This window comes from Gardnerella sp. KA00288 (genome assembly GCF_049244085.1).
In the GTDB taxonomy this organism is placed as follows: domain Bacteria; phylum Actinomycetota; class Actinomycetes; order Actinomycetales; family Bifidobacteriaceae; genus Bifidobacterium; species Bifidobacterium greenwoodii.
The window spans coordinates 755,165-780,503 of sequence record NZ_CP058373.1; the positions used below are offsets into that span (position 1 = coordinate 755,165).

Here is a 25,339-nt window from a genome sequence, read left to right on the forward strand (position 1 = left end):
CTAGTTTGTGGTGATTGGTACAGATATTTTACCTTTTGCTATTACCACGCCGTAGTGTATAGCGTAGCATTCAACATAGTGTTCTCCTCGAAAAACCGTATGTTCTTCTATGGTGTTAGAGCTTGTACCATCGATAATTTGTCCTCTTATACAATTTCGTTTTTTAGCTTCTTCTCCACAGTTGCATACTTTCCATTTTAGACTATATGGTGTTGGTAGATCTGTATTTGTTATATAAAATTCTAGTTTTTTGTTTGGTTTAAGCCAAATATGATTTCTTATCATATCTCTTAAACTATCTGGTCTAAATCCATCTTGTGTTACTTTGCACTCAAGATTAAGCTCATATTGTAAATCAATAGGATAAAAATTTTCGATAAACTGTTCAGTGTCATCATACGACGTAAAAAGATTCTTGGTTACCTGTTCACAGTCACTTAATGGGACAAATCTTCCAAAGACCTCCCGCCATTTCTTGTATGACTTAACTTCATCGCTTTCATCAATAGCAGCACAACAGAGATCATAGGCTTCTAAAGCTTTTACTTGAAAATTTTTCTTGACCTTTACTCTTTGATTGCTGCCTAGAGCATTCCAGGATTCTTGTTTGGGTAAATTGCTTAGATATTTAAAGAAATCTCTAATCATATAATCAGGATGATTTGTAACGTTAAAATATTCATCGTTATCATTGAGAAATCTCCATGCAAGAGTATCTATGAGAAGACCACCCATAAGAACTTCGTGTTTATTGTTCCATACCCGAGCTAATTTGCATATTTTTCTAGCATTTCCATTAGAAGCTGTATCAAGGTCAGATATAGCTTTAATCTCATCTCGGGGTTTTGTTGTTTTCCAAGAATCGTGATACGTATCTGGATACGAAAATGAACCATCATCTTGTTCAAAGACAGGTTGCACTTCAAATTTATAATTTTCGAAATTAACTACAACAACTAGTTGATTTACTCGAATATCAGTTCGTGAATAATGGGTTACTATAGCTTGTTTTACTTTAGATAGAACTTTGCATGTACCTCCTGACACATGAAATTCATCATATAAATGATAAGGAAGAATATAAAGAAAATCTAAATCAGAGACTCCATTAATGGCTGTACAACGTCCCCATGAACCTACCATTAACCGATTGTCTGATTCTGAATCTGAATCTCTAAATTCTCTATTAAGAGCTTTTGTAATTTCATCTCTACGGTTTCTAATTTCTTCCTTATTAGAAATCTTAAGATTGTCGAAGATTTTATCAAAAACGTCTAATGCACTCATGTACTGATATTTCTTCCTTATTCTATTCTTCCTGGGGTTCTGTTATCAATTTCTTCTTGTGATGACTGAGGTTTTTCGTTACCGTTTATAGCAGCATTAGCCTTGTTATAATCTCTGGATGTTGTTCTAGGTGCTGTTGATAGTACGTCGTGTTCTTTAAGCTCTAGCTCATCTCGAATTTTACGTGCATACTCGTCTGAAATGGCTGAAGCTTCAAAATCAGAAATTAATGATTCATATCTTTCGAATAAATAGCGAATTTCAACAGCTGACTTTTGATGTTCTGCTATTTTTGCCTTAAAATCAAAAAATTCACCCGAAAAAGAAGCGCCTGTAGCTAAAGTTGCGATAAGTGATACTGCGAAATTCCCCCAGATTTCGTTTAATATAATACCAACAATACTTGTAATTAGTGTACCTGTAGTTACGACAGTTAAGCCAATTGAGAATCTTTTGCGCCATCTTTCCCAGGATTCATATCTATCAGCAGCTTTTTCTTGTGTGCGATAAGTGTATAAAAGACGATCTGCACGAGCATCAAGTAAATGGATTAGTTTGCTTTTATTTTCCATCACACGCCTCATGCTATTCCATATCTTTTATAGAGTTACGAATATGCTGTTTTTCTTCTTCATTTAAACCATAAAAGTTGAAAAGCTGCTCATCAATTTCATTTAAAGACAAGTTCCAATTAATTGGTGAATCTTTACTTAAATCAGGAACTGGCACAAAGCGATAAGTTTGTTTTGTGCCATGTTGGCTGACTTTTGCTTGAGCATGAAGGAATCTAGAGAATTTTGTCTTTAGATAGTTAGATAAATTATTTGCATCTTTTTCATCATTTACTAGATCAAAACCAATTACGATGAAAGTTTCTGAACAAACGGAATTCGGAATGGCAACAAAACAATTTTGGTTGTCGTCTTTTAGCTCAGTTCCTATATTATTAGCATAAGGGGTAAGTACTTTCCACTTGTCAATCCAACTATTATTTGATCTTATAATGTTTTGTGGAACATATCCTGTCAGCTTGGATTTGCAATAGCAGGTAACTGGGGATTCAAGTGTGCTCTTATCTAAACTAAAAGCAGTAGTCTTAAATATATCTCCATCTAGGCCGAAGGGCTTTCGTGATGAAACATGATCCGCCAAAGGTTTAAATGAACTTCTGCTTAACAATTTTTTAACAATGGAAACACCTATAGAATCACGCAAAAAGATATTTAAATGAAAACTGTTTAATGGTCTAGTCGCATTATATACATGTTTATTTTCATAATGAGTGAATATCTGTGTTCCACTACTATAATCTGCCTTATAAGTCTTATCAATCAAGAAATAGCAAACACCACCACGATTATTTGTACCAGGGAATACGGTTTCTGGGTTAATAAAATCATGAAGCTGACTTATGTGTGTATTTGCAAGCATATGCTCTCTAAATTGATCGAGTCCTTTGCCGCCTGCGTACCAACGTGTAGGGATAATAAGAGTAGCCTGATTTGTACTAAGCTGATTAGTGATTTCAACAAATTTATGGTAAATAGGGCGAGCGCTAGCTCGAGCTCCACCATCACTTTCCTGATACGGCGGATTTCCTACGATTGCTCCGAATTTCACTGTTTCACCCCCTTGAATTTTATCTTCCAGCGTAATTTTATCAAAATCTTTCTTCTGACTGAGAAGTTCGGTTATTCGATTATAGTCCACCTCCTCGTTATCTTTTTTAATATCGAGAAGGTCATAGCTTGTAAAGTCCTTAGCAATACAAGCAGTATTTAGTCCAAGTATTTCGTAGAAACGTCTTGTGAACTCATATGCAACGCTTGAAGTAGGAATGGCATATATGCTGTTTCTTATTTCGTCAAGCGTAAATCCTAATGCCTGTAGACGTTTTACAAGTGCCACTGAATATTCACCTGATTTTGAAGCAATATCAAGCAACTTTTCACCAGAAGATATAATTTGACGTAATTTTTCTTCTGACAACATTTCTACCATTTCATCAGCTACTTTTATCGGAGTTATGATTTCAGAAGCTGACATACGGCTAAATTTGGCAAGTGAAGTTACAGCACGATCAAGAGGATGCAAGTTTTCGTCAGTGGCAAGTGTAGATATATTTTGTATTTTATAATCTAAAGCACTGAGCTTAAAAGCATTGAGTGAATTTCGCAAAACCTCAATATCTTTTGTAGCGATACCTAGGTTTTTAGCGAGTTGATTATTTTTTCCTTGATGCAATGTTTCTAAAATATCATCTAATGACTTTACTGATTCTGGGCAAAGGAACGAGAAGAAGAGGATGCGCTGATAATATGTGCGTATCTTGTTTTCTAAATCTTTGATTTCTTTATCAGTTTTTTCGTTTGTTGAATCCTTAGGGTTTGGTTGTTCGCTGGACTCTAGTTGGGAATTATAATCATACAATGTTTCATCTGCGGACCCATTAACATCAAAATCCTGTCCATCAGTATCACTTTCATGAGCTTCTAGAGTTAAGCCAGCCTTAGATCCAAATGGGTTTTGATCTTCAATTACCTTCAGCATATCTTTGTTATTTAGGATTGAGAGATCTATTGGTAAATCTATTACTTCGTCAGTAATTGAACGAGAATTATTGTAGCGACTAACCTCTTTTAGGATATCAGTCGCATGCACTTGTTCTAAGTGATTATGATTCATAGTAATAATTGGTGATATTTTAAGTTCCTCTGCAATACGCTCACCAAGTTTTGAATTACCATTTTTCTCAATATTGGCATTGTAAATTAAAGATTTTTGTTCCTGCATAGTAAAGAGACGATGTGGATCAAAATCTACAAGCAGAGTCTGCGGTTTTAGGCACTCTTTGATAACTTTTGTACCGTCGCTTAATTTACGAACATATTGATTTTGTAAGCGAAATATTGCCTGATCATATTCTTGCGGACTAGATGTGTCTTTTAGATAAATCATCGTATCCCATTGTTCAACAGTTGATCCTGTTAACATGCGATTTACTGTTAAAGTAAGTGTCTTTTTACCTTCGGATTCTAATTTAGTTATTCTAGCTTTAATATCATTTGGAGTATTAAATGTATGTTTAGCATCCGCTCCCGAGATATTCAGAATCTCATAATCCCCTAAATTCTTAAATTCAGATGTGTGGTCATTAATAAGTTTTTCCATTGCATCGCAAGAAGCACAATAAGGCAAAACCATTACAATATGCCTACACATTTGACCTTGCTTAATTTTATCGTAGTCTAAAAATCCTAAAAGCTTTGAGTCACTAGAAGTACCATCGATAATTTTTAGAAGGTCAAAAACTTCATCTTCATGTACAAATTTTTGATGTCCGTTTGTTTTTGTGTCTTTCTTGATAGATTGCGGCTTAAAGAGAGCAGATAAAGCAAGACTAACTCCATGCTTTTTCAGTTCGTTCATTTTTTCTATAGCTCGCTCGCTTGGGTGGAACGCAAAACGAATCATCTGAGGGAAACCAAAATAAGGGTTATCCCATTCCTCAACATCATCTTTATCTAAGTTTTTAGCATCCCAAGCTGCCTGCTCATGAGCAATATCAGTAAATTGAACAAAAGAAATAATATCTTCTGGTTCAAATTCTGAGCCCATTAATATTCGATACGGAGTACCAGAGAGATGCAATCTAACTTTAGCTTTTAATTCCTTGATTTGTTTATCTGCATCTTCAAGATCTATTTGATCATCTTCCTGTTTATCAAGAAATTTAATATTATCTTTTAGGTCTTTTTTCTCGTCTGATTGCACATTGCGCAAAATTTCGCCATAACTTTGAGCACGAGCACCAAAATGTGTTTCATCAACAATTAATAAGTCAATTTTATTTTCAAAAACTTGTGCATGCTTTGCCTTAATCTCGGTACCTTGCAAGTCTTGTAATGTTAGGAAAATAACTGCCGTTTCATCTTTGGCATGAATATCTGAAATAGCATTATCATTCTCTAATAATTCTTTTGAACTTAAAAAGTTATAGCCTTCAAAATTACCAGGCTGTTCTACGTTCTTCTTCCATTCTTCGCGAACGTCTGCTTTAGCAGAAACAATAAGTACAGTCTTTGCATTTATAGCTTTGGCACATGCAAGCGATGTAAATGATTTACCAAATCGCATAACAGCATACATTAAAAGATTTGTACGTCCTAAGTTCACTGCCTTTATAAAATTGTCAACTGCTTCTTGTTGATTTGGGCGTAGTGTCCACTTTGATCCACGCTCATAGTGTATCGTAACAGGCAATCGTTTATTGGAATCATAGTAGGCATATGTAGAGTTTTTCAATTTATATTGCTCGCATATATCGTTAATAGCTTCATCTAATTCAGAAGTATTAACATCTTTAAAAAATTCCCTACTATAGTAAACATTATTTGTAGATAAATCTTCTGGTTTAAGACGTTTTTTGCCAAGCGAATTTTCTAAATAATCATGTACAGCATAATCGCGAAAATATACATTATCCGAAACTGTTGCTTTATGCTCATATTTTTTGATTAGGTCAGGAAACTTTTCTTCCCATTCCTTTAAACGAACACTGACTGGCCGATAAGTATCACCAACTTTGAGATAGTTTGGTATTGTGCCTGTTCGGAAAGCATAAATGTGAGGTGTAACTCTACCAAAAATAAGATTATCTAGCAATTCAAGATTGTCTACTTGTTCCATCGTTTTTCTCCTGTAAAAGTAAGTCATTGAATGTGTTGGTTTTATTAGTGCGCCAATCTTTTATTTGGCAGGATGTTGAAGTTTGAGAATCTATATTTTTTTCAGATTCTTCAAAATCAAATAAAGTTGGTTGTACGCTTGCTGGTATCTCACTACAGTAAGGGGGACATCCTGTAAGACCATCCATTTGCCAGATGTTCCACGAAATAATAGATGCTATGCTTAAAAGTTCTGATTCTGTAGGTTTTCTATTAAGCGAATCACGCATATAATCAACATATGTTGCAAGAAGATTTTCTCTTGCTAGAAGCAGACTATCTCCTTGATATTCAAAACCGTATATAGATTCAAATGCGCGTTTAGACCATTTGAGCCAATCTGTTTCATCATTAGTATTCTCTTTAACTACTCTAAGCTTGCGATCCAAAAGTCCTATACGTTGATTAAGTGAAATTATTTTGCCAGTTGTTGCATCATAACGACTAACTAAATAAGGAGCTTCTCCGCATGTTATTTCCATTCGACGTTCATCTACATATGAGACCCAACTTTTAGAAGATTTATTTGGAAACTCAATTTTTTCCGTTGTAGAAGTCCAACTTTTGTCACTAGTACAATTAAAAACATCAGATCTACCAAACCAAGCTTCATCAACAATATTATTTTGTTCATTGCAAATCCAAGACGGAGTAAACACCTCAGCCTTATTTTTAGTTCGAGATGTTTGCAATTCGCGAGATTTTGATGTTCTAGGTGCAATCAGTCCTGCATATTTACCAGTAATTGAAGCAACGGTTATTTCGGAATGTGCTTGATGCATATGACCACAATCTTTATAATCATTCGTAGCCCAGCAAATATTGCGTTTTGTTGTATGATCTAACAATAAAGCAGAGAAAACTTTAGGATATTTCTCAGCCAATGTTTGTTCATCAACATTCTGCTCAAAAGTATAATCAAGAGTTGATTTACTCATTTACTCATTTCCTTAAACTTAACAATAATCTCAATAAGTCTTCAATTTTTAGTCAAACGAAGCAAATAACTTTGTTGATATATTCATATAATTAAACTCTTTTCCCCTTTAAACTTAGCAACCAAATTACTGCCGCAATGACTCTCTTATTAAGTTATATATCACTTATATTTATTAAATTGCATCTATATAATCTGCTTATAATTCTCATTCTTCCCCTATAAACACATATAAGCATCACATATCCCTACTCAGTATGAGAAGAATAATCAGACATATCTTCTCTTATTATATTTAACAATTATGATTGCAGCAACACAGCAATAAAATTTGTAAAAATAGACAAATTTGTATATAAACAAATCAATAAAAACAAAAAATCCCGACGACATTACAGTCAGTCGGGATTTTTGCTATCTAGACTTATTTTGTTTCACTGCCAGTTTTATCAGCAGCTTCGTTATCAGAGTTGTTTGCAGTTTTATCTGCAGAATCGTCACTAGAAGCCTTGCTATCGCTAGAATCGTCAGCAGATACGTCGCTAGAATCCTTTGCAGAGTTATCTTTAGCAACATCATTAGAAGCCTTACTAGATTCATCTAACTCCACATCACCACTAGAATCCTTGCTAGATTCATCTAACTCAGCAACATCAAACTGCTGGCTCTTAAAAGTAAACTCCCCCAGCAATCCTTCGCCTTCAGCGTCAACCTCAATTCGTTCGCCGTCAGAAATTTCGTTCAGCAAAATCTTCTCGGAAATAATATCCTCAATATCTCGCTGAATTACACGACGCAATGGACGCGCGCCCAGCAAAGGATCGAATCCTTTTTGAGCGAGCAAATTCTTAGCAGCGTCGGTCAATTCCAAAGACATGTGGTGGTCAAACAGTCTATTATTGAGCAGCTTTATGTCCATATCAACAATTTGGCGCACTTCAGGCTCCGTAAGCTGACGGAACACAATAGTGTCATCCAAACGGTTCAAAAATTCTGGACGGAACTGGCGCTTAAGCTCCGAATTAACCTGATCCTTCATGCGCTGATACGTAGAATCAGAACTATTTCCAAGCGTAAAGCCAGTGTTTGCAGCCTTCGCAATATCGCGCGTACCAAGATTAGTAGTAAGAATAATAATCGTATTCTTAAAGTCTACTTTTCTACCTTGGCCGTCGGTTAAATGACCATCATCCAACACTTGCAAAAGCGTGTTGAAAATATCCGGATGAGCTTTTTCAATCTCGTCAAAAAGCACCACAGAGAATGGCTTCCTGCGAACTTTTTCGGTAAGCTCGCCGCCCTCTTCGTAACCAACGTATCCAGGAGGAGCACCGAAAAGCCTAGACGCAGCATACTTTTCAGCAAATTCAGACATATCAACGCGAATCAAAGCATCATCGTCGTCAAAGAGGAAGTTTGCCAACGCTTTAGCAAGCTCAGTTTTACCAACGCCTGTAGGTCCAGCGAAAATAAACGAACCAGAAGGACGTTTAGGATCTTTCAAACCAACGCGCGCTCGTCGAATAGAGCGTGCCAAAGCAGATACGGCTTCATCTTGGCCAACAATACGCTTATGAAGCTCAGATTCCATTTGAAGAAGCTTCTGAGACTCCGCCTGAGTAAGCTTTACTACAGGAATTCCCGTAGTGCTTGAAACAACGGAAGCGATCATGTCTTCGTCAACAACCATTTTGACGTTAGACTCGCCTTCGCGCCAAGCTTTTTCCTTTTCGGCAGCTTCGTTTTCAAGTTTTTCTTGATCGTCTCGAAGATTAGCAGCCTCTTCGAAATCTTGCTGCTTAATTGCTTCATCTTTCTTTTCAGAAATCTTAGCAATCTTATGGTTAAGTTCCTTAAGCTCAGGCGGCTGAGTTAAGCGCTTAATTCGCAAGCGTGCGCCAGCTTCATCAATAAGATCAATAGCCTTATCTGGAAGGTGACGGTCTTGAATATAACGGTCGGAAAGCTCTGCAGAAGACTGTAAAGCTCCGTCCGTAATAGTTACATGATGATGATTTTCGTAGCGCGAACGCAAGCCTTTAAGAATCTCAATCGTCTCGGCAATAGTAGGTTCAGGAACCTGAATTGGCTGGAAACGACGCTCTAAAGCAGCATCTTTCTCAATATACTTACGATACTCATCGGTTGTAGTAGCACCGATTGTCTGTAGTTCGCCGCGAGCAAGCATTGGCTTAAGCATGTCGGAAGCGCCAAGAGCGCCATCGGCCGAGCCTGCGCCAACAATAGTGTGAATTTCGTCAATAAAAAGCACAACATCGCCACGAGTTTTAATTTCTTTAAGAACTTTCTTTAAGCGCTCTTCAAAATCACCGCGGTAGCGAGATCCTGCAATCATTGATCCTAAGTCAAGAGAATAAATCTGCTTGTTTTTCAGCGTTTCTGGAACATCGCCTTCAACAATTTTCTGGGCAAGTCCTTCTACAACTGCAGTTTTACCAACGCCAGGATCTCCAATAAGCACAGGATTATTCTTCGTTCGGCGGCTAAGAATAACCATAACTCGTTCGATTTCCTCAGAACGGCCAATTACTGGATCAAGTTTTCCTTCGCGCGCTTCAAGTGTAAGATTTCGGCCAAACTGATCCAGAAGTGCAGATCCAGACTTGTTGCTTTTATCTTGCACGCTTCCAGCGTTAGCAAGTTCGCCCTTTTCATCTTCTGAATTTGTAGAGCTGCCTCCGCGAATTAAGTCAACTGTAGTGCTTCTTAAGTCTCCAAGATCGACTTCCATTTTAATAAGCACTTGTGTGCCAATGCCTTCGCCTTCGCGAATAAGTCCTAGCAAAATATGCTCAGTACCAATGTAGCTATGACCAAGTTGCAGAGCTTCTCGTAAGCTAAGCTCCAAAACTTGCTTTGCATGCGGCGTAAAAGGAATGTGGCCGCTTGGCGCAACAGCACCCTTGCCAATCATTTCTTCCACTTGTTTGCGCGCGCCTTCCAAGTCTACGCCCTTTGAGCTCAACGCTTTTGATGCAATTCCGTCACCTTCGCGAATTAGACCAAGCAAAATATGCTCAGTACCAATGTAATTATGCTGAAGTGAGCGAGCTTCCTCTTGAGCTAGCACAATCACGCGTCGTGCGCGATCAGTGAACCGTTCAAACATAACTGCCTTCCGTTCTTTTCGTTCATTCCATGGTAACTAGTCACCATGACGCGAAGTATTACACAACTTATTAGTATTTATTAGAATCTGTTAAGATTTTTAGGATTTTTCTGTATTCCTTAGAATTTCTTTAGATTTTACTTATGTTGTCTGCGTGATTTCCTTTTGTACAATCGCATTGCTGTAGTACCTGTGTTTTTATTAGGTTCTTCGCTTTTAGCAGATTCTTCAGTAACTTCTATTTTCTTAATTTCTTCGGTTTTTGCTTCATCCTCATAGTTAGATTCAACATCATTAGATTCAACATCGCGAGATTCAATATCGTTAGTTTCTGAAGTCGAATCTGCTGTCTTAGAATCAGCTGTATCTGTACTAGGGGTATCAGTGATATCAGTATCAGCCGTATCAACGGTATTAGCATCATTAGCAGCATCTTTATTTAATTTGCGACGCTTGCGGCGATGCGTTTTGCTATCTTCAATTGCTTCCTCAATAAGCTCAACATCTGCACGCTCGTCTCGAGGAGCTTGCTGCAAAATATCAATATGATAATCGTCGTAGGCTGGAGCTGATTGAATCCACAGCTGTGATGGTTCAGGTGGCTCAATTTCGGAATGCTCTCCGCAAGCGTGATCAAGAGATACAACTCGACCATCGTCTGGACTCCACATGTTCGCGCACACGCCAAACATTGAACCCAAGCTTCCAGCTAGTGGAATCATAAAACCGCATGAAGAGCAAACATTACCGTCAGCTATTTTTGTTGACAGTGACTTCGGACCGTGCTGCCCTGCATACCAGCGTTTTGCTGTTTGCGAAAGAGCTTCTGCAGTCATCACGCGTCTGCGAGATAGACGTAAAGTCGAAACTGCCTCTTCAAGATCTTCGTTAGAATCATTATTTTCGGATGATTCATTGCCTTGCGAATCGCAAGAGCCATTTTCATTCTCAACAATTTCTGTGGCGTCTGCATTTTCAGCAGTTTCGCCATCTTGCTTAAGCGTATTTTCTTCGGAATTTTCTTTTTCTTCTTTAGATTCTTCCTCAGATTTTTCGCTTAATTCATCTTCAGACTGATGATTTACTGGACGGAATCCATCTTCAAGACGAGAATCATCTTCCTCTGTTCCAATAGAATCCATTACAGAAAGATCACTTGGCTTCAATCGATCTTTCCACGGAATCCAAGGTGGCGGCAGCAGTGAGTCGTCGGTAGGAATAAGCGTAGATTCGTTTACAGTCCAACGCTCAGTTTCCAAATCGTGATACAACGTTACTGACCACTGCCAGCCCTCGTAACCAACAAGCTTACTTTCAAAGCGAAAATCGGTAACACCGTCACCAATATCCGTGGAAGACACAAAATCTCCCACGGCATCGGAACGCTCTGAAGTTTCCACAGCAATGCTACGAGCAATATCTTGTGGATTCATCACTTCATCAGTCATAAATAATATTCCCGAAACTATTCTTGAACGTCGAAATTGTCGGCTACTGCGCGCAAAAGCGTAGCGAGCTTCTTGCTTTCAGCAGTAGATGGATAATGACGACGACGCAAACCGTTACCTGCAGAATCAAGCAGCTTAATAAGATCTTCAACAATTGCTGCCATATCTTCTGCCTTTGGGCGAGTTGCTTTAACTAGCGATGGAGCTGTTGCAATAAGATTAAGTCCCATCGCTTGAGGACCTTTACGACCCTCAATTACAGAAAATTCAACCTTTGTACCCTTATGCAAAGTCTTTACAGTTGCAGGCAAAGCTGCAGCTGGTAAGAAAACATCCTTACCATCGTCGCCGGCAATAAAGCCGTACCCCTTCTGCGCATCGTACCAACGCACACGCCCATTGGGCATAACACACCTCACTCAAATAATCACTCATTGTCGCATATCAATATGCATTAAACACACAAGTGCATCGTTTATATGCGAAAACATCCGTATATAGTTTAACAGATATTAATGTTAATTGTTTCGCTTTTTCTATTGTAGCGCATAAGGTTCAATTTCTCTTACAGGAAGCACAACAGTAAGCGTTAATCCATGAGGATTAATATCCAGAGACTCCGAACCGTCCATTGTGTCGTCAACATTATTATCTGAGCCAGCAAAGTTTCCCGAAATAGTTGACGGGTCAGATATTGTTGCGCAAATAAAACCATGATGAGCTTTTACAACAGACTGTGCTATAGCCATTCCTAATCCAGTTCCGCCTTTTTCGCGCGCTCTTGAAGGATCTGCAATATAGAAACGTTCAAAAATGCGAGAAAGCGACTCTTCTGGAACTCCAGGACCATGGTCAACAACACGAATTACTGCGTAAGTATTGCCAGAATCAGTAGATTGGCTTTTTTCTGCAGCAATCAAAAACTCTTTTAACGAGTCACTAACTGAAGGAAGCTTGGAAAGCTGGTCTGGATCAATTGAAGCCTTCATTACGCCAATAGCAATTTCTACTGGAGAATCAGCCGGAGTGTATCGGTGAATATTTCCAACAATATTCGTCATGACTTGACGTAAGCGCGCTCCATCACCAAGAAGAGATACGCTAGGAAGACTTCCGCTATTGAACACAAACTTGCGTTCAAAATTGCAGTCAGTGCAGTCTTCCAAAGAAAAGTCTTCGGAAAGCGTAAGCGAACCCTGCTGAACCGCTCTAGAGGGATCTAAAGCATGCAAATCGTTAGCAGCATCCGAAAGAATTGGAGACAAGCTAACTTCCTGAGAAATATTAATTCCTCTACCCTCGTCAAATCGAGCCAATGAAAGCAAATCTTCCACTAACTCAGTCATGCGCTCGCTAGAAGCCTTAATATGAGCAATAGAATCATCAGCGCGCTCCTGCTCTCCCGGCATATTGCGCCACATTGTGTAAAGCTCAGCATAACCGTGAATAGCAGCTAAAGGAGTTCGCAATTCGTGACTTGCGTCAGAAACGAATCGCTTCATTTTTTCAGTCATTGCTTCTTGCTCATTAAATCCACGTTCAATACGCGCAAGCATTGAGTTCAAAGAAGCAGCCAAAGAACCAACTTCCGTGTTTTCTGGCGCGGATGGAACTCGCCTACTTAAATCTCCAGAAGCAATTTTTGAAGCTGTTTTTTCTATACGCTTTAACGGTCTTAAAGTGGACTGAATAATAAGCGCCGCAAATACCGCTCCAAGAAGAATAACTGCAATACTTACCATAATGCAGTATCTAGTAAGAGTATTTACAGTATCGCGCTGGTCGCTTAAAGATAAAGCAATATACACGTATCCGCGCAAACGTACGTCTGAAGTGTAGCTGCTTCGATGCTCCCATTCAAGCACTAAAACTCTCCAAGGAGCTTTTGCAGATTTTAAAGTAATCTCATCAACACTACTAGGGTCACCTTTAACTTTAGCCGGAGCAGTGTAAGGCTTATGTATAAGAACGCCCTTAATGGATTTTCCGTTTGCAGGAAGCTTCGGTATAGAAACAAAATCTCCCTTTAATTTTGGAACTAAAGGAGTAGATATGATTTTGTTATTAATATCGCGAATCTGCATAAAGTAGTCGTTTGGACCTGCTGTAGATTGGCTTGAATCTTTTGAACGAAGCAAATCTATATTGTCGTAAATAAGTCTTGCCTGATCCGTTAACTGTGCGTCAGTTTTTTCAAGCAAATAATTTCCTACCAATTGACGAATTGATAATGAAATACAAAATGCTGCAACAGTAAGTACTGCAAGAGTGCAAGCCACAAGACGAGTACTTAAAGGAATAGAATTTGCTTTGGTTTTAAGCCAGCAAATTCTGTTTTGTTTTGGCTTTTTTCCTGACGCAGTATTTTGTATAACAGCAACGCTTTTTCCAATATGCTGTCGCGCTGAGTCTTTGTTAGATTGCGCAGTTCCAGCATTATTTGGCTGCTTTTTATCGTCGCTACTACGATTATTGTTTTCCATAATCAGGCTTGACCTTACTTTGGTTCGCGAATCATGTATCCAATTCCGCGTTTTGTTTCAATAAGAGGGACTACCTTTTGCAGCTTGCCATTTTCGTCCGTAATTTCAATTCCGTCAATTTTCTTTCGAAGATACGAAATATAGGATTCAACGATTGCAGCATCTCCGCCCCAATCGTACTGCCATACATGATTCAAAATCTGGCTTTTTGATAACACTCGTCCTTCATTATCCATCAAGTAATGTAAAAGCTTGTATTCGGTTGGACTAAGCTCAATCGGTATGCCGCTTCGAGTTACATCGTGCGAGTCTTCGTTAATCTCAAGATCTGCTACGCGAATAACAGGAGTTATTTCATCCTGCTCCTGAGTGCGGCGAAGAATTGCGCGGATTCTTGCAACAACTTCTTCCAAACTAAATGGCTTAGTTACGTAGTCGTCGCCACCAACTGTTAAGCCCATAATCTTGTCTTGCGTATCATCTCTTGCTGTAAGGAAAAGAACAGGTACTTTAATACCATTTTGGCGAATTCGTCTCGTTACGGTGAAGCCGTCAATATCTGGCAGCATAACGTCCATAACAATAAGATCAGGCTTCACTCTTTCAATAACATCAACAGCTTGAGAACCTGATGCTGCAGTTTCAACTTCAAAACCTGCAAAGTGCAAAGACGCTACTAAAAGCTCACGAATTGATGGTTCGTCGTCTACGACAACAATAGATGCTTCAACATTCTTACTCATACTGATTAGCATCACTTATAAAGCTGAATGTTTCCTGAATAAATGCTGAAAATCAACAAGTTGTAGCTGATTTTATTAGCGGTGACGAGCATGACGCCTACGCGCTTTTCTAACCCCTGCTTTTATCTGCTTTTGAATACGGCTTCGGTGAAGCAAAATAAGTGTCACTATTGCCCCTAAGCAAATAATAATAATCAACATAATAAGTGTTGACATAAGGCTTACAGAAGAAGTTGTAGCGGTTCGTTTAGAGCGAGAAATTTGTTTCATCATCATAATTGCAGACTGACCCCAATGAGTGCCAGTTGTTGTTACTAAAGGTTTATACGCTGCATCAGATAATGCGTCAACAGTATTTCTGCTTTTTAACCATTCGTCGGAATTAGGCGATACTGCAACTACTAGACGGCCGTCGCGAGTTGCGACAGCAAGCAATACAGTATTTTTTGCAGGAAGAGTGCTTATTAATAAATCACTTGCCCATTTTGATGGATCTTTAGTATCTCCAAAAGTAGACAAATAAAGTAATCTTACCGTTACTCCAGTTCGCTTTTTAGTTGCGGCAATTTCGTCAGAAACTTTATTAACAGAGTCACCAAGAAGATTTTCAGTATCCGTAATTGAATCAGTCGCAACAATTCCTGAATTTAAAGCTTGTTCTTCCGCATAAGCTTTATTAATTTTTATAAAATCAGACGAAAGTAAAGAAAAAGTTGGAAATACTGGAAATATCTGAAAAATAAGAAAAATACTAACTAAACATGCCACAACTGCACGTAACACTTGCTTTAAGCGTGCAAAATTTAAGTTTGTAAGCTTATAGTCATTTAAAATGTGGATAACCCCTGACCTTTTAACCACATTCTCTTCTAAAACTTTTGCATAATTTTTCAATGGCATATATTCATAATAGCGTGACATCACACAAGTAGGTAAGACACGTTTATGTAAGAAGGTTACCCAATAAGTGTGATGTTGCGCTAATTAGTACTAAATGCTTTTTAAGCAGATACAAATAGGGGGAAATATGGCACAATTTCGAGTTGATTCAGAACAAATTCAGCAGGCAGCTGCAGCAGTTGGAACCTCGGTTAATTCAATTAGAGAAGCAGTCAACGGCATGTATGCCAATCTGCAGCAGTTGCAAAGCGTATGGACGGGTTCAGCTGCTACAAAGTTTGCGTCGACCGCAGGTCAGTGGCGTGCAGCACAGCAGCAGATGGAACAATCATTAGAAGCAATTCAGCAAGCTATGCAGCATGCTTCGGGAGTGTATCTTGATGCGGAAACTCAAGCTACTTCCCTATTTGGAATGGGCTGAATAGTCTGGTGAATAGTCTAATGAAAAATGGCGGTATACTTCATTTCTGAGCATACCGCCATTTACTATGAGCTATTCAGTCTATGAGCTATTAAGCTATAAAAATTTTCTCAACTTTTTTATATTTAGTAACCCATATCAGCGCCAGCTTGTGGTGCTGCAGCTGGCTTTTCTGGCTTGTTAGCAACCACAGCTTCAGTGGTTAAGAACAAACCTGCAATAGAAGCAGCGTTCTGTAGAGCAGAACGAGTTACCTTAACTGGGTCAGTAACACCAGCAGCCATTAAATCTTCGTAAGCATTGGTTGCAGCGTTGAAGCCTTGGCCTTCTGGAAGTTCGCGCACCTTGTTGAGCACAACATCTCCAGAAACGCCGGAGTTTTGTGCAATCTGCTTGATTGGAGCTTCTACAGCGCGGAACACGATTGCAGCGCCCGTTGCTTCTTCACCCTTAAGCTCGGTGATTGCTTGAGACTTTTCAATCTTTGCAGCAGCCTGAACCAAAGCTACGCCACCGCCTGGAAGCAAACCTTCCTCAATAGCAGCCTTAGCGTTACGAACTGCATCTTCAATACGATGCTTACGCTCCTTAGCTTCAACTTCAGTAGCAGCGCCAACCTTAATAACAGCAACGCCGCCAGCAAGCTTGGCAAGACGCTCTTGAAGCTTTTCGCGATCGTAATCGGAATCAGTGTTTTCGATTTCTGCGCGAATCTGAGCCACGCGAGCGTCAACATCTTCCTTAGATCCAGCACCAGAAACGATAGTTGTTTCATCCTTAGAAACAATAACCTTAGCTGCGTGACCAAACACAGAAGCGTCGATAGAATCAAGCTTCAAGCCGAGGTCATCGGAAACAACCTGTGCACCAGTCAAAATAGCCATATCCTGGAGCATAGCCTTACGGCGATCGCCAAAGCCTGGAGCCTTTACAGCTACAGTGTTGAAAGTGCCACGAATCTTGTTCAAAACAAGAGTTGGCAATGCTTCACCATCAACATCTTCAGCAATAATAAGCAATGGCTTGCCGGACTTCATAACGAGTTCAGCAATGTGAACAATGTCCTGCTGGCTTGAAACCTTGCCAGAAGTGAGCAAAATGTATGGATCTTCAAGAACAGCAGTCTGGTCTTCTGCGTTAGTGACGAAGTAAGGGGAAATATAGCCCTTATCAAAACGCATACCTTCAGTGAAGTCCAAATCAAGGCCAAACTTGTTGTTATCTTCAACTGTAACAACGCCGTCCTGACCGACCTTATCCAAAGCTTCAGCAATCTTTTCGCCAACTTCAGGATCTGCTGCAGAAATAGTAGCAGTAGCAGCAATCTGATCCTTAGTTTCAACATCCTTAGCAGAAGCAAGAAGTTCTTTGACAATTGCTTCAGAAGCCTTCTCAATACCACGGCGAAGAGCAATTGGGTTGCTTCCTGCAACAACGTTCTTCAAACCTTCGTGTACCAAGGACTGAGCAAGCACTGTTGCGGTTGTTGTACCATCGCCTGCAACGTCATCAGTCTTCTTAGCAACTTCTTTAACAAGCTCGGCGCCAATACGCTCATATGGATCTTCAAGATCGATTTCCTTAGCGATGGAAACACCATCGTTAGTAATGGTTGGAGCTCCATAAGTCTTATCAAGCACTACGTTGCGACCCTTAGGTCCAAGCGTAACCTTTACAGTGTTAGCAAGCTTGTCAAGACCTGCGAGCATACCCTGACGGGCGTCCTCTTCATAGGCAATAATCTTTGCCATGTTTCCTCCACATATCGTAACTATGGAACACTCACTCGTAGGTGAATAAGATTTGATTAGCCGTCAGCTGCTAATTATCACTCTCAACCTTCGAGTGCTAATTAGCAGATTAGCACTCTATGTGCCCGAGTGCCAACTTTGGCGTTTATAATTATTATTTTCAATAAAATTTTACAAATAAAGCCGGTTAGAATCTAATCCAACCGGCTTCTATATTTTGCTTTTATTACTTCTGTGCGTAGAAAACTACTTGCAAAGAACTACTACAATCTGCGAAACAATCTCTTTTTCGTTTTCTACAGCAGTAATGCCCAAAGTTTTTGCTATATCTTCAGCAGCAGCTTTCTGAGAATCATCCTTGTACCATACAACAGATTCAGACGGAACTTTGCCGCTTGGATTACCAGCAGTAACATTTGCATAACCAGATTGCTTCAGCTTGTCTGCATTCTTAGCAGCATACCCAGCAATATTGGTTGCATTAATAACTTTTACGGTAGCAGACTTATCTACTGAAGTCGTAGAATCAGATTTACTATCAGCATCCTTAGTATCGTCCGCTGATTTATCTTTGTTGGACTTTTGCTTTGCTGAAGCATCTTCATCTTCATCCGTATCTGCATCATCAGACTTATCTTCATCTTTTCCATCTGACTTATCAGTATGCGATTTCTTAATTATTGTTGTAGACTTCGAGCTTTGATGCGAATTATTCCAAGGTAATGGAAGATGCGAAATCTCTCCAGAGCCGATTGCCCAAACAAGCAAACCAGCCAGTAATGCAATAACTATCGCAACAAAATAAGGAAGAATTACAGCGTACCAAGCGGGATTGCCGCGATGCACACCAACTGGTCCCTCTGGTGGTTCATCAAAAACATCGGGCGTATACGACACGTTGTGATTATTTCGCGCCATAATTGCATTCCTCCAAGTGTTTACTTAAAACAATATGCATCCATAGTACCGAATGCTGGTCACAAAGCACAAATCAGAATTTTCAAGAAATTTTTCCTATTATGCTATGCCTTGTCATACAGTAGCCATATGAGTCCTTACAAAATTAAACCTTTAGAAGAATTAATGGATCCAGATTGGGCTAAAGCTCTTACTCCAGTTGAGCCGCAAATACGAGCAATGGGAGTGTTTTTGCGAGAGCAAATCGAAAGTGGACACCATATTCTTCCCGCAAGTCACAACATTTTGCGCGCGTTTAGCATTCCGCTAAAAAGCATAAAGGTTTTAATTGTTGGCCAAGACCCTTACCCTACTCCAGGCCATCCTGTGGGATTAAGTTTTTGCACTTCACCAAAAGTGCGTCCGTTACCTAAAAGCCTTATTAATATTTACAAGGAATTAGTGAACGACTTAGGTGTTTCTACTCCTCAAAGTGGAGATTTAACGCCGTGGACTAAGCAGGGTGTAATGCTTCTTAACCGCTGCTTAACTGTTGAAGCTGGTAAAGCAAATAGTCATCAAGGAAAAGGCTGGGAAACTGTAACAGACGCTGCAATAAATGCGTTAAATTCTCGAAAAGACGAAAACGGAAACCCAATGCCTCTTGTAGCTATTTTATGGGGAAGAAACGCTCAAAGCTTAGCTCCATTGTTAACAAACGCAACACTTATTACTTCTTCTCACCCAAGCCCTCTTTCTGCCTCGCGTGGTTTCTTTGGATCAAAACCGTTTTCAAGAGCGAATAACGCACTAATCAAAATGGGCGCTTCGCCAATTGACTGGTCGCTAAATTCTCAAGAAATATAGCTTTAAAAATACGCGTAGTAATCAAATAATCCCTAGCAATATGCCGGTTTTTACCAATTTCAGTACCGTATATCAGCTAACATAGAGCCTATGGCATTATTTCCACCGCAACCACGTAAGCAACAATTAAATAATAATTCCAATATGATTCCTAATGCGAATATAGCTTCTGCAGCAGGTAAATCTACAGTTGGATTATCAAATGCTCAAGATTCGGCTACTATTTCAGCAGACGATATTCGTCGCTGCCAGCAGATTGCAAACATTTTGCGCTCGCGCTTTGCACAAACTTTAGTCGGTCAGGAAGCATTGCGAGAATCTCTTATTTTAACACTTATTGCTGGCGGACATATTCTTATTGAATCTGTGCCAGGCCTTGCAAAAACCACTGCTGCACAAACTCTTGCAACTGCAATGTCTGGTAGTTTCCGACGCGTGCAGTGCACTCCTGATTTAATGCCAGCTGATTTAGTTGGTACGCAAGTTTTTGATTTTGCATCCCAACGTTTTACTACTCAGATTGGTCCTATTCACGCAAATATTATTTTGCTAGACGAAATCAACCGATCTAATGCAAAAACTCAATCTGCAATGCTTGAAGCTATGGCAGAAGGCGCAACAACAATCGGCGGTGAGCGTATTGCGTTACCTCAGCCTTTTATGGTTATTGCAACTCAGAATCCTATTGAAGAAGAAGGCACTTTTAATCTTCCTGAAGCTCAAATGGATCGTTTTATGGTTAAGGCAATTATGACCTACCCGAATCCTGACGAAGAAGTTAAAATGCTTCAGTTGCTTACACAAAGAGGATCAGATGTTGTTGATCCTGCAACTTTAAGCACACAGCGCATTAGCTTGCAAGATGTTGTGTTTATGCGTGCTGCAGCACGACATATTCATGTTTCTGAAGCAGTTATGAAGTATGCTGTTGACATTGTTGCAACTTCTCGAGGCGAAGGCTCTCACCCTCTTGCAACCATTAATACTCTTGTTCGCATGGGTGCAAGCCCTCGTGCTTCTATTGCGCTTATTCGCATTGCTCAGGCGCATGCTTTGCTTTCTGGTAGAGACTATGTAATTCCAGAAGATGTTAAATTATTCGCGCACGAAGTATTAAGACACCGTATTCTGTTGACTTTTGAAGCTTTGGCAGACTCTATTACTACGGATCAAGTTATTGACGCATTGGTAAAGACTGTTCCTGTGCCATGATACCTATGAAACGTTTAGCGTTGTCTGAGCCAGCCAAAGCCGTTCGCAGAAAAATTGAGCTGCTCGACCAACGCATAGATTTGCCTATTGCTCGTAAAGCATTGGGATTACTAGAAGGTGAACACCCTTCACATCGTCGTTTTGGAACTGGGGATGTTATTGATGTTCATGCTTGGCAACCTGGTGACGAAGCTCGAATGATGAACTGGTCTGCTAGTGCTAGAACAGGTCAGCCTATGGTTTCTTCGCGCGAACGTACTTCGTCATCTCATACTTGGATTGTGTGTGACGCAAGTATTAATATGAACGGCGCTTGCAAATCTTTTGAAACATTGTATGAGATTGCTGCAAATGCTGCATGCTTTTTTGCAGCTTTAAGTTTAAGACGTCACGATTCTGTTTCGTTACTTTGCGTTGATGGTAGCAACACAGTTAAAGTTCCTCAAGCTCGTAATCTTTCTGATTTTGAAAGGAACCTTGACAGCGCTTTGCTTAATACTCGAAGTCACATTCGAAATACTGAGTATTTGATTAAATCAATGCAAAAATTTGTTGATTCAAATGGTCTTGTTGTTCTTATTACAGACGAGTATGCGTTGCAAGCTCACGATGCGGATAGTTTACGAAAAATTACTCAAAATCATAATCTCGTTGTTGTAACTATTTGCCCAGTTAATTCTTTTGATAAAACAATTAACATGCGTATAAGCGATGGCATTACTTTGCGAAAAATTCCAGCATTTTTGCAAAACGATAACGTTAAGCAAGAGGTTGAAAATCGCAGAAGCATCAAAAGTAGTGCCTTGCGTGACATGCTTGTTGGCGTTAAAGCGTCATTAATATGTGGGTCATCTAGTGAGGAAATTTTCCGCGTGTCTGCCAAATCTGTAAGTCGTACGAATTATCTTACTGAATCATTACTCAAGGAGGATGTGCAGTAATGAGTATGCAAGATATTCACCCACAGATTCACAACGACATTCTTTTTGCAAGCATACTTGGCGTTGCTTTTGTTGTTATTGTTGTTGCTGCAATTGTTTTGTATTTTTCTTTCAAAAAGCCGAAAGTTTTGTTATCTTCTGACGAAATTGCGGATAATGCTGTACACGTTCATCGCGAAAACAAACAAGCTTGGCGAAATGAAATTGATGAAATTGTAAAACAATATCACAGCAATGAGCTTACTTCTGATCAGGCTTGTGCAAAGCTAGCTTCAGTTGCTAGAACTTACGTTTCTCGAATGAGTGGTGAAGATATTAAAACGCATACTTTAGGTGAAATTAGTTCTTTGCGCCTAAAGTGGCGCAATAAAAAGGGTGCAGATATGTTGCGCCAAACAATCGCAGCTTTGTATCCGCCCGAATTTGCTAATTATAAAGAGAATAAACAGGCACAAAATACTACTGTTGATCAAGCAGCAGAGTGGGTTCTTGTTTTGCTCGAAGGATGGCAAACGAAGGGGCAACGCTAATGAGTAAGATATTTGAGACTTTGTGGCCTTGGCGTTTTAAGTGGCCTTTAATTTTTGCTGCAGGAATACTAGTTTGCTTAGTTATTTTTGCTGTTTTGATTATTGGAGACGTTATTCGTCAGCATATTCTTAAAAAGCAGTATCAGAAGCATCACCACAATCTGAATCAAAAATTCTACACTTTTACTTTTGATGAAGATTTGCAAGGATCTTTAGCAAGTCACTCATGGTATATGTGGAGAAGGCTTAAAAGATTTGCAACAGCAATGTTGGTTTTGTCTTTATTAGGATCACTTGCAACTGCCTCTAGGCCTTCTCGAGTGTTTAATGCGGATGAACAAATAAGTTCTAGAGATATTGTTTTGTGTCTGGATGTTTCCGGCTCTGCATTGCCGTACGATCGCGAAGTTATTCTTGCTTATCTTAATTTTATTGAGCATTTCCAAGGCGAACGAATAGGTTTAAGTATTTTTAATTCCACTTCTAGAACAGTTTTTCCTTTAACAGATGATTATCGTCTAGCTAAAAAGCAGCTGCAGTATGCTGCTAATTTGCTTGGAGGGGTTCAGTCTCAAAATAAGATTGACAATTTGCAGCAGCGCCAATATCAGGAAATTTCTGATTGGCTTGAAGGCACACAAAATAGAAAAAATGCAACTTCTCTTATTGGAGATGGCTTAGTTAGTTGCGCTGCAATGCTTCCTGGTTTTATTTATGGCAATGCTCATAATTCTAGTAAATCTCAAAGTCGTTTTAACAGAAGTGCATCAATTGTTCTTGCAACAGATAATGTTGTTTCAGGAAATCCAACTTACTCGTTAAAGCAAGCTTTAGATTTGACTAAGCAAGCAAATATAACTGTTGACGGCTTATATTCAGGCGCTAAACAGAATGAGAATGAAGATACAACTGTAGACATGAAGAATCTTATTGAATCTCATGGCGGAATATTCTTAACTCAACGAAATACTGATTCTGTTCTTAATCTTGTAAGAGAAATTGAAAAACGTCACTCAGTTATTCCTCAAGGCACAACGCAATCAGCGTTTAGCGACGATCCTGGAATATGGGTGCTTATTAGCGTTGTAAGCGTTGTTGTGTGGTTGGCTATTGCAAAGAGGATTAAGAGATGATATCAACACTATTTTCAGCCGCGGCTCTCAATTTCTCATATGGCAAAATTGTGGCAGATGACACTGCTAAAGCAGGTCAACTGGTTCTCGCTCCATCTTATGGTTGGATTGTTGCGATTATAGCCGTACTTATTGTTCTTGTTGCAATGTTTTTTGAAATCATGCCTTTAAGAAGAAAATTGGCACTAACAAACGAAACTTTAGCAATGAGATTGCGAAGAATAGCTATTTGCGCAATGCTCGTAATCTGCATACTATCCCCTAGTATTATGCGCGCAACTATGCAACGTGCTGTAAACGCAACTAACGTAATCATTGCAGTTGATATTACAGGATCAATGCGAGCCAAAGATGCAAATTATGATAATAAGGCCAATATTGAGCGTATTGATGCAGCTCGCGCTATTGTTAAGCAAATAACTAAGTCTTATGCAAATGCGAGTTTTGCAGCTATTTCTTTTGGAGCATCCACGTCTGTCGATGTGCCTTTAACTCCTGATGCAAAAGCGGTTGATAATTGGATAACCACCTTACTTACAGAGCCTACAAGTATTGCTACGGGAACAAGCCTGGACGCTCCAATAGATCAGACTTTGCTCACAGCAAAAGCTATTCATGACGCTCATCCAGACGACACAACAGTGCTGTATGTTCTTAGTGATGGCGAAGAAACAACTCAACGAAAGCGTAGAACATTCTCATCTTTACGAGCTTATATTACTCACGCTTTTGTTATTGGTATTGGCTCGTCTAAAGGTGCAAAAATACCGCTTAAAAGTACAAAATTAAGTATTGACGATTACGCTTCTGAGGAAGATTTGCAAGGAAAATCAGAAGAAGATTCCAATTTAAGTTCTTCAATACAATGGGTTAAAGATCCATCTACTGGAAAACCTGGCATTTCAAAACTTGATGAAAAAAACTTGCGAAATATTGCGGATGAGCTTAGTGGAAAGTATATTCATTCTTCTTTAAATCACGCTTTAGGAAGTGAAGCAAAGCCAATACTTTCTCATCAGTGGCGTATGAATGAAACAGCGAAACCACGCTTGCGTCCAGAACCAATTATTTGGCCATTTGCCACAATTGCTGCTGTTTTGCTTATATGGGAATTAGTTGTTTGGTTTATTACATCAAGGAAATTAGTATGATGCGCATATCTAAACGAAATATTATTCGAGTTATTTCTATTATATTTCTTATTATTGCGTTATTCGCAGCATACTATGCGATTACTAATTGGCGTGCGCAATATGCGTATAATGCTGCAACAAACAGTCTTATTGCAAATATGAAATCTGCTAAAAATATTTACAGTGACAAAGATATATTGGTTACACAACAGCAGCAGACTGACGCACAATTTAGTGACGCTAAATCTCAGCAAATACTTTTATTACCAAAACTTAGCGAAAATATTGAGCACAATTCTGAAATTTCACGAAAGTTTACTGAGAGCCTTAAGCAAAAGAACGGTAAAAATAATACTAAATCTCCTGCGTCTAAGAGTAAACAACTAAAAAACTCTAGTAAGAGCGAAGAAAATAAGAATCAGACTGAATCAAGCAAGCCTAAACTTAACAATACACAAAAAAATAAAGTAGAAGACTTGCTTAAGCAGAACAATAAGGTAAATCCTAAAGATCAACAAGATCAAGAAGATCAAGATAATCAAAACGGAAAAGAAAAAACGACTAAACGCACAACGAGTTCAGACGGTGCAAATAAGCCTTGGTAATTGCTTATAGCTTTTATCCACAATGCCTACTTTTTGGTGACTTTAATTTATCAAGTGTGTTTAATACTTAATTATGCACACATATTACGAATGGAAATGGCTTATTCAGCGCACTGAACAGTGCGCAAGAAACATTCTTGCTGCAGCCTCAGCGAGCGAATTAAACGAATGGCAAGGTATTGCTGCCCAGTATT

20 protein-coding genes are annotated in these 25,339 nt (G+C 39.2%); 8 read left to right on the plus strand and 12 right to left on the minus strand.

Going from position 1 to position 25,339, the window contains the following annotated elements; all coding sequences use genetic code 11:
- From HXT52_RS02840 to HXT52_RS02885, 10 genes are all read right to left on the minus strand, one after another.
- Window positions 1–1,287 (minus strand): nucleotide-binding domain-containing protein, encoded by a 1,287-nt coding sequence (locus tag HXT52_RS02840; RefSeq protein WP_421776158.1) that lies wholly within the window; start codon window positions 1,285–1,287, stop codon window positions 1–3.
- Between the two features lie 17 nt (window positions 1,288–1,304).
- Window positions 1,305–1,859, minus strand: coding sequence for an SLATT domain-containing protein (locus HXT52_RS02845; RefSeq protein WP_421776159.1), 555 nt, complete (start codon window positions 1,857–1,859; stop codon window positions 1,305–1,307).
- Between the two features lie 13 nt (window positions 1,860–1,872).
- Window positions 1,873–5,976, minus strand: coding sequence for an Eco57I restriction-modification methylase domain-containing protein (locus HXT52_RS02850; protein ID WP_421776160.1), 4,104 nt, complete (start codon window positions 5,974–5,976; stop codon window positions 1,873–1,875).
- Window positions 5,954–6,952: a restriction endonuclease subunit M gene (locus HXT52_RS02855; RefSeq protein ID WP_421775658.1), complete on the minus strand. Its 999-nt coding sequence runs from the start codon at window positions 6,950–6,952 to the stop codon at window positions 5,954–5,956. Before HXT52_RS02855 ends, HXT52_RS02850 begins: the two co-directional genes overlap by 23 nt.
- 423 nt (window positions 6,953–7,375) lie before the next feature.
- Window positions 7,376–10,081 carry an ATP-dependent Clp protease ATP-binding subunit gene (locus HXT52_RS02860; protein ID WP_421775659.1) on the minus strand — a complete coding sequence of 902 codons (2,706 nt, stop codon included), beginning with the start codon at window positions 10,079–10,081 and terminating at the stop codon, window positions 7,376–7,378.
- Between the two features lie 137 nt (window positions 10,082–10,218).
- Window positions 10,219–11,529: a DUF3027 domain-containing protein gene (locus tag HXT52_RS02865; RefSeq protein ID WP_421775660.1), complete on the minus strand. Its 1,311-nt coding sequence runs from the start codon at window positions 11,527–11,529 to the stop codon at window positions 10,219–10,221.
- A 17-nt stretch (window positions 11,530–11,546) separates the two neighbouring features.
- On the minus strand, window positions 11,547–11,936 hold the full coding sequence (locus HXT52_RS02870) for a cold-shock protein (RefSeq protein ID WP_116794016.1): 390 nt from the start codon (window positions 11,934–11,936) through the stop codon (window positions 11,547–11,549).
- Window positions 11,937–12,065: 129 nt separating this feature from the next.
- Window positions 12,066–14,012: a sensor histidine kinase gene (locus HXT52_RS02875; RefSeq protein WP_421775661.1), complete on the minus strand. Its 1,947-nt coding sequence runs from the start codon at window positions 14,010–14,012 to the stop codon at window positions 12,066–12,068.
- A gap of 14 nt (window positions 14,013–14,026) precedes the next feature.
- The gene (locus HXT52_RS02880; protein ID WP_004127837.1) at window positions 14,027–14,755 is read right to left on the minus strand and encodes a response regulator transcription factor; all 729 of its coding nucleotides are present in this window, start codon (window positions 14,753–14,755) and stop codon (window positions 14,027–14,029) included.
- A 75-nt stretch (window positions 14,756–14,830) separates the two neighbouring features.
- A complete protein-coding gene (locus HXT52_RS02885) occupies window positions 14,831–15,655 on the minus strand; it encodes a hypothetical protein (protein ID WP_421775662.1) in 825 nt (274 codons plus the stop codon).
- Window positions 15,656–15,782: 127 nt separating this feature from the next.
- Here HXT52_RS02885 and HXT52_RS02890 point away from each other — a divergent pair, with 127 nt between their 5' ends.
- Entirely contained in the window at window positions 15,783–16,076 is a 294-nt protein-coding gene (locus HXT52_RS02890; protein ID WP_004127832.1) for a WXG100 family type VII secretion target, read from the plus strand.
- 125 nt (window positions 16,077–16,201) lie between these two features.
- On the opposite strand, the gene groL is transcribed toward HXT52_RS02890, so the two are convergent.
- The gene (groL, locus tag HXT52_RS02895; protein ID WP_004127829.1) at window positions 16,202–17,827 is read right to left on the minus strand and encodes a chaperonin GroEL; all 1,626 of its coding nucleotides are present in this window, start codon (window positions 17,825–17,827) and stop codon (window positions 16,202–16,204) included.
- A gap of 246 nt (window positions 17,828–18,073) precedes the next feature.
- Complete coding sequence (locus HXT52_RS02900; RefSeq protein WP_421775663.1) at window positions 18,074–18,745, minus strand: LytR C-terminal domain-containing protein; 672 nt, start codon at window positions 18,743–18,745, stop codon at window positions 18,074–18,076.
- A 129-nt stretch (window positions 18,746–18,874) separates the two neighbouring features.
- Here HXT52_RS02900 and HXT52_RS02905 point away from each other — a divergent pair, with 129 nt between their 5' ends.
- The 7 genes from HXT52_RS02905 to HXT52_RS02935 all read left to right on the plus strand — a co-directional run bounded on the left by HXT52_RS02905 (window position 18,875) and on the right by HXT52_RS02935 (window position 25,145).
- Entirely contained in the window at window positions 18,875–19,591 is a 717-nt protein-coding gene (locus tag HXT52_RS02905; RefSeq protein ID WP_119521608.1) for a uracil-DNA glycosylase, read from the plus strand.
- A gap of 90 nt (window positions 19,592–19,681) precedes the next feature.
- On the plus strand, window positions 19,682–20,803 hold the full coding sequence (locus HXT52_RS02910) for an AAA family ATPase (RefSeq protein ID WP_421775664.1): 1,122 nt from the start codon (window positions 19,682–19,684) through the stop codon (window positions 20,801–20,803).
- Window positions 20,800–21,744 carry a DUF58 domain-containing protein gene (locus HXT52_RS02915; RefSeq protein WP_421775665.1) on the plus strand — a complete coding sequence of 315 codons (945 nt, stop codon included), beginning with the start codon at window positions 20,800–20,802 and terminating at the stop codon, window positions 21,742–21,744. The genes HXT52_RS02910 and HXT52_RS02915 overlap by 4 nt, the downstream gene beginning before the upstream one ends.
- Window positions 21,744–22,274, plus strand: a complete 531-nt coding sequence (locus tag HXT52_RS02920; protein WP_119521602.1) for a hypothetical protein — start codon at window positions 21,744–21,746, stop codon at window positions 22,272–22,274. Before HXT52_RS02915 ends, HXT52_RS02920 begins: the two co-directional genes overlap by 1 nt.
- Window positions 22,274–23,407 carry a vWA domain-containing protein gene (locus HXT52_RS02925; protein ID WP_375169514.1) on the plus strand — a complete coding sequence of 378 codons (1,134 nt, stop codon included), beginning with the start codon at window positions 22,274–22,276 and terminating at the stop codon, window positions 23,405–23,407. Before HXT52_RS02920 ends, HXT52_RS02925 begins: the two co-directional genes overlap by 1 nt.
- Complete coding sequence (locus HXT52_RS02930) at window positions 23,404–24,558, plus strand: vWA domain-containing protein (protein WP_421775666.1); 1,155 nt, start codon at window positions 23,404–23,406, stop codon at window positions 24,556–24,558. Before HXT52_RS02925 ends, HXT52_RS02930 begins: the two co-directional genes overlap by 4 nt.
- On the plus strand, window positions 24,555–25,145 hold the full coding sequence (locus tag HXT52_RS02935; RefSeq protein ID WP_421775667.1) for a DUF6466 family protein: 591 nt from the start codon (window positions 24,555–24,557) through the stop codon (window positions 25,143–25,145). Before HXT52_RS02930 ends, HXT52_RS02935 begins: the two co-directional genes overlap by 4 nt.
- The last annotated feature ends 194 nt before the right edge of the window (window positions 25,146–25,339 follow it).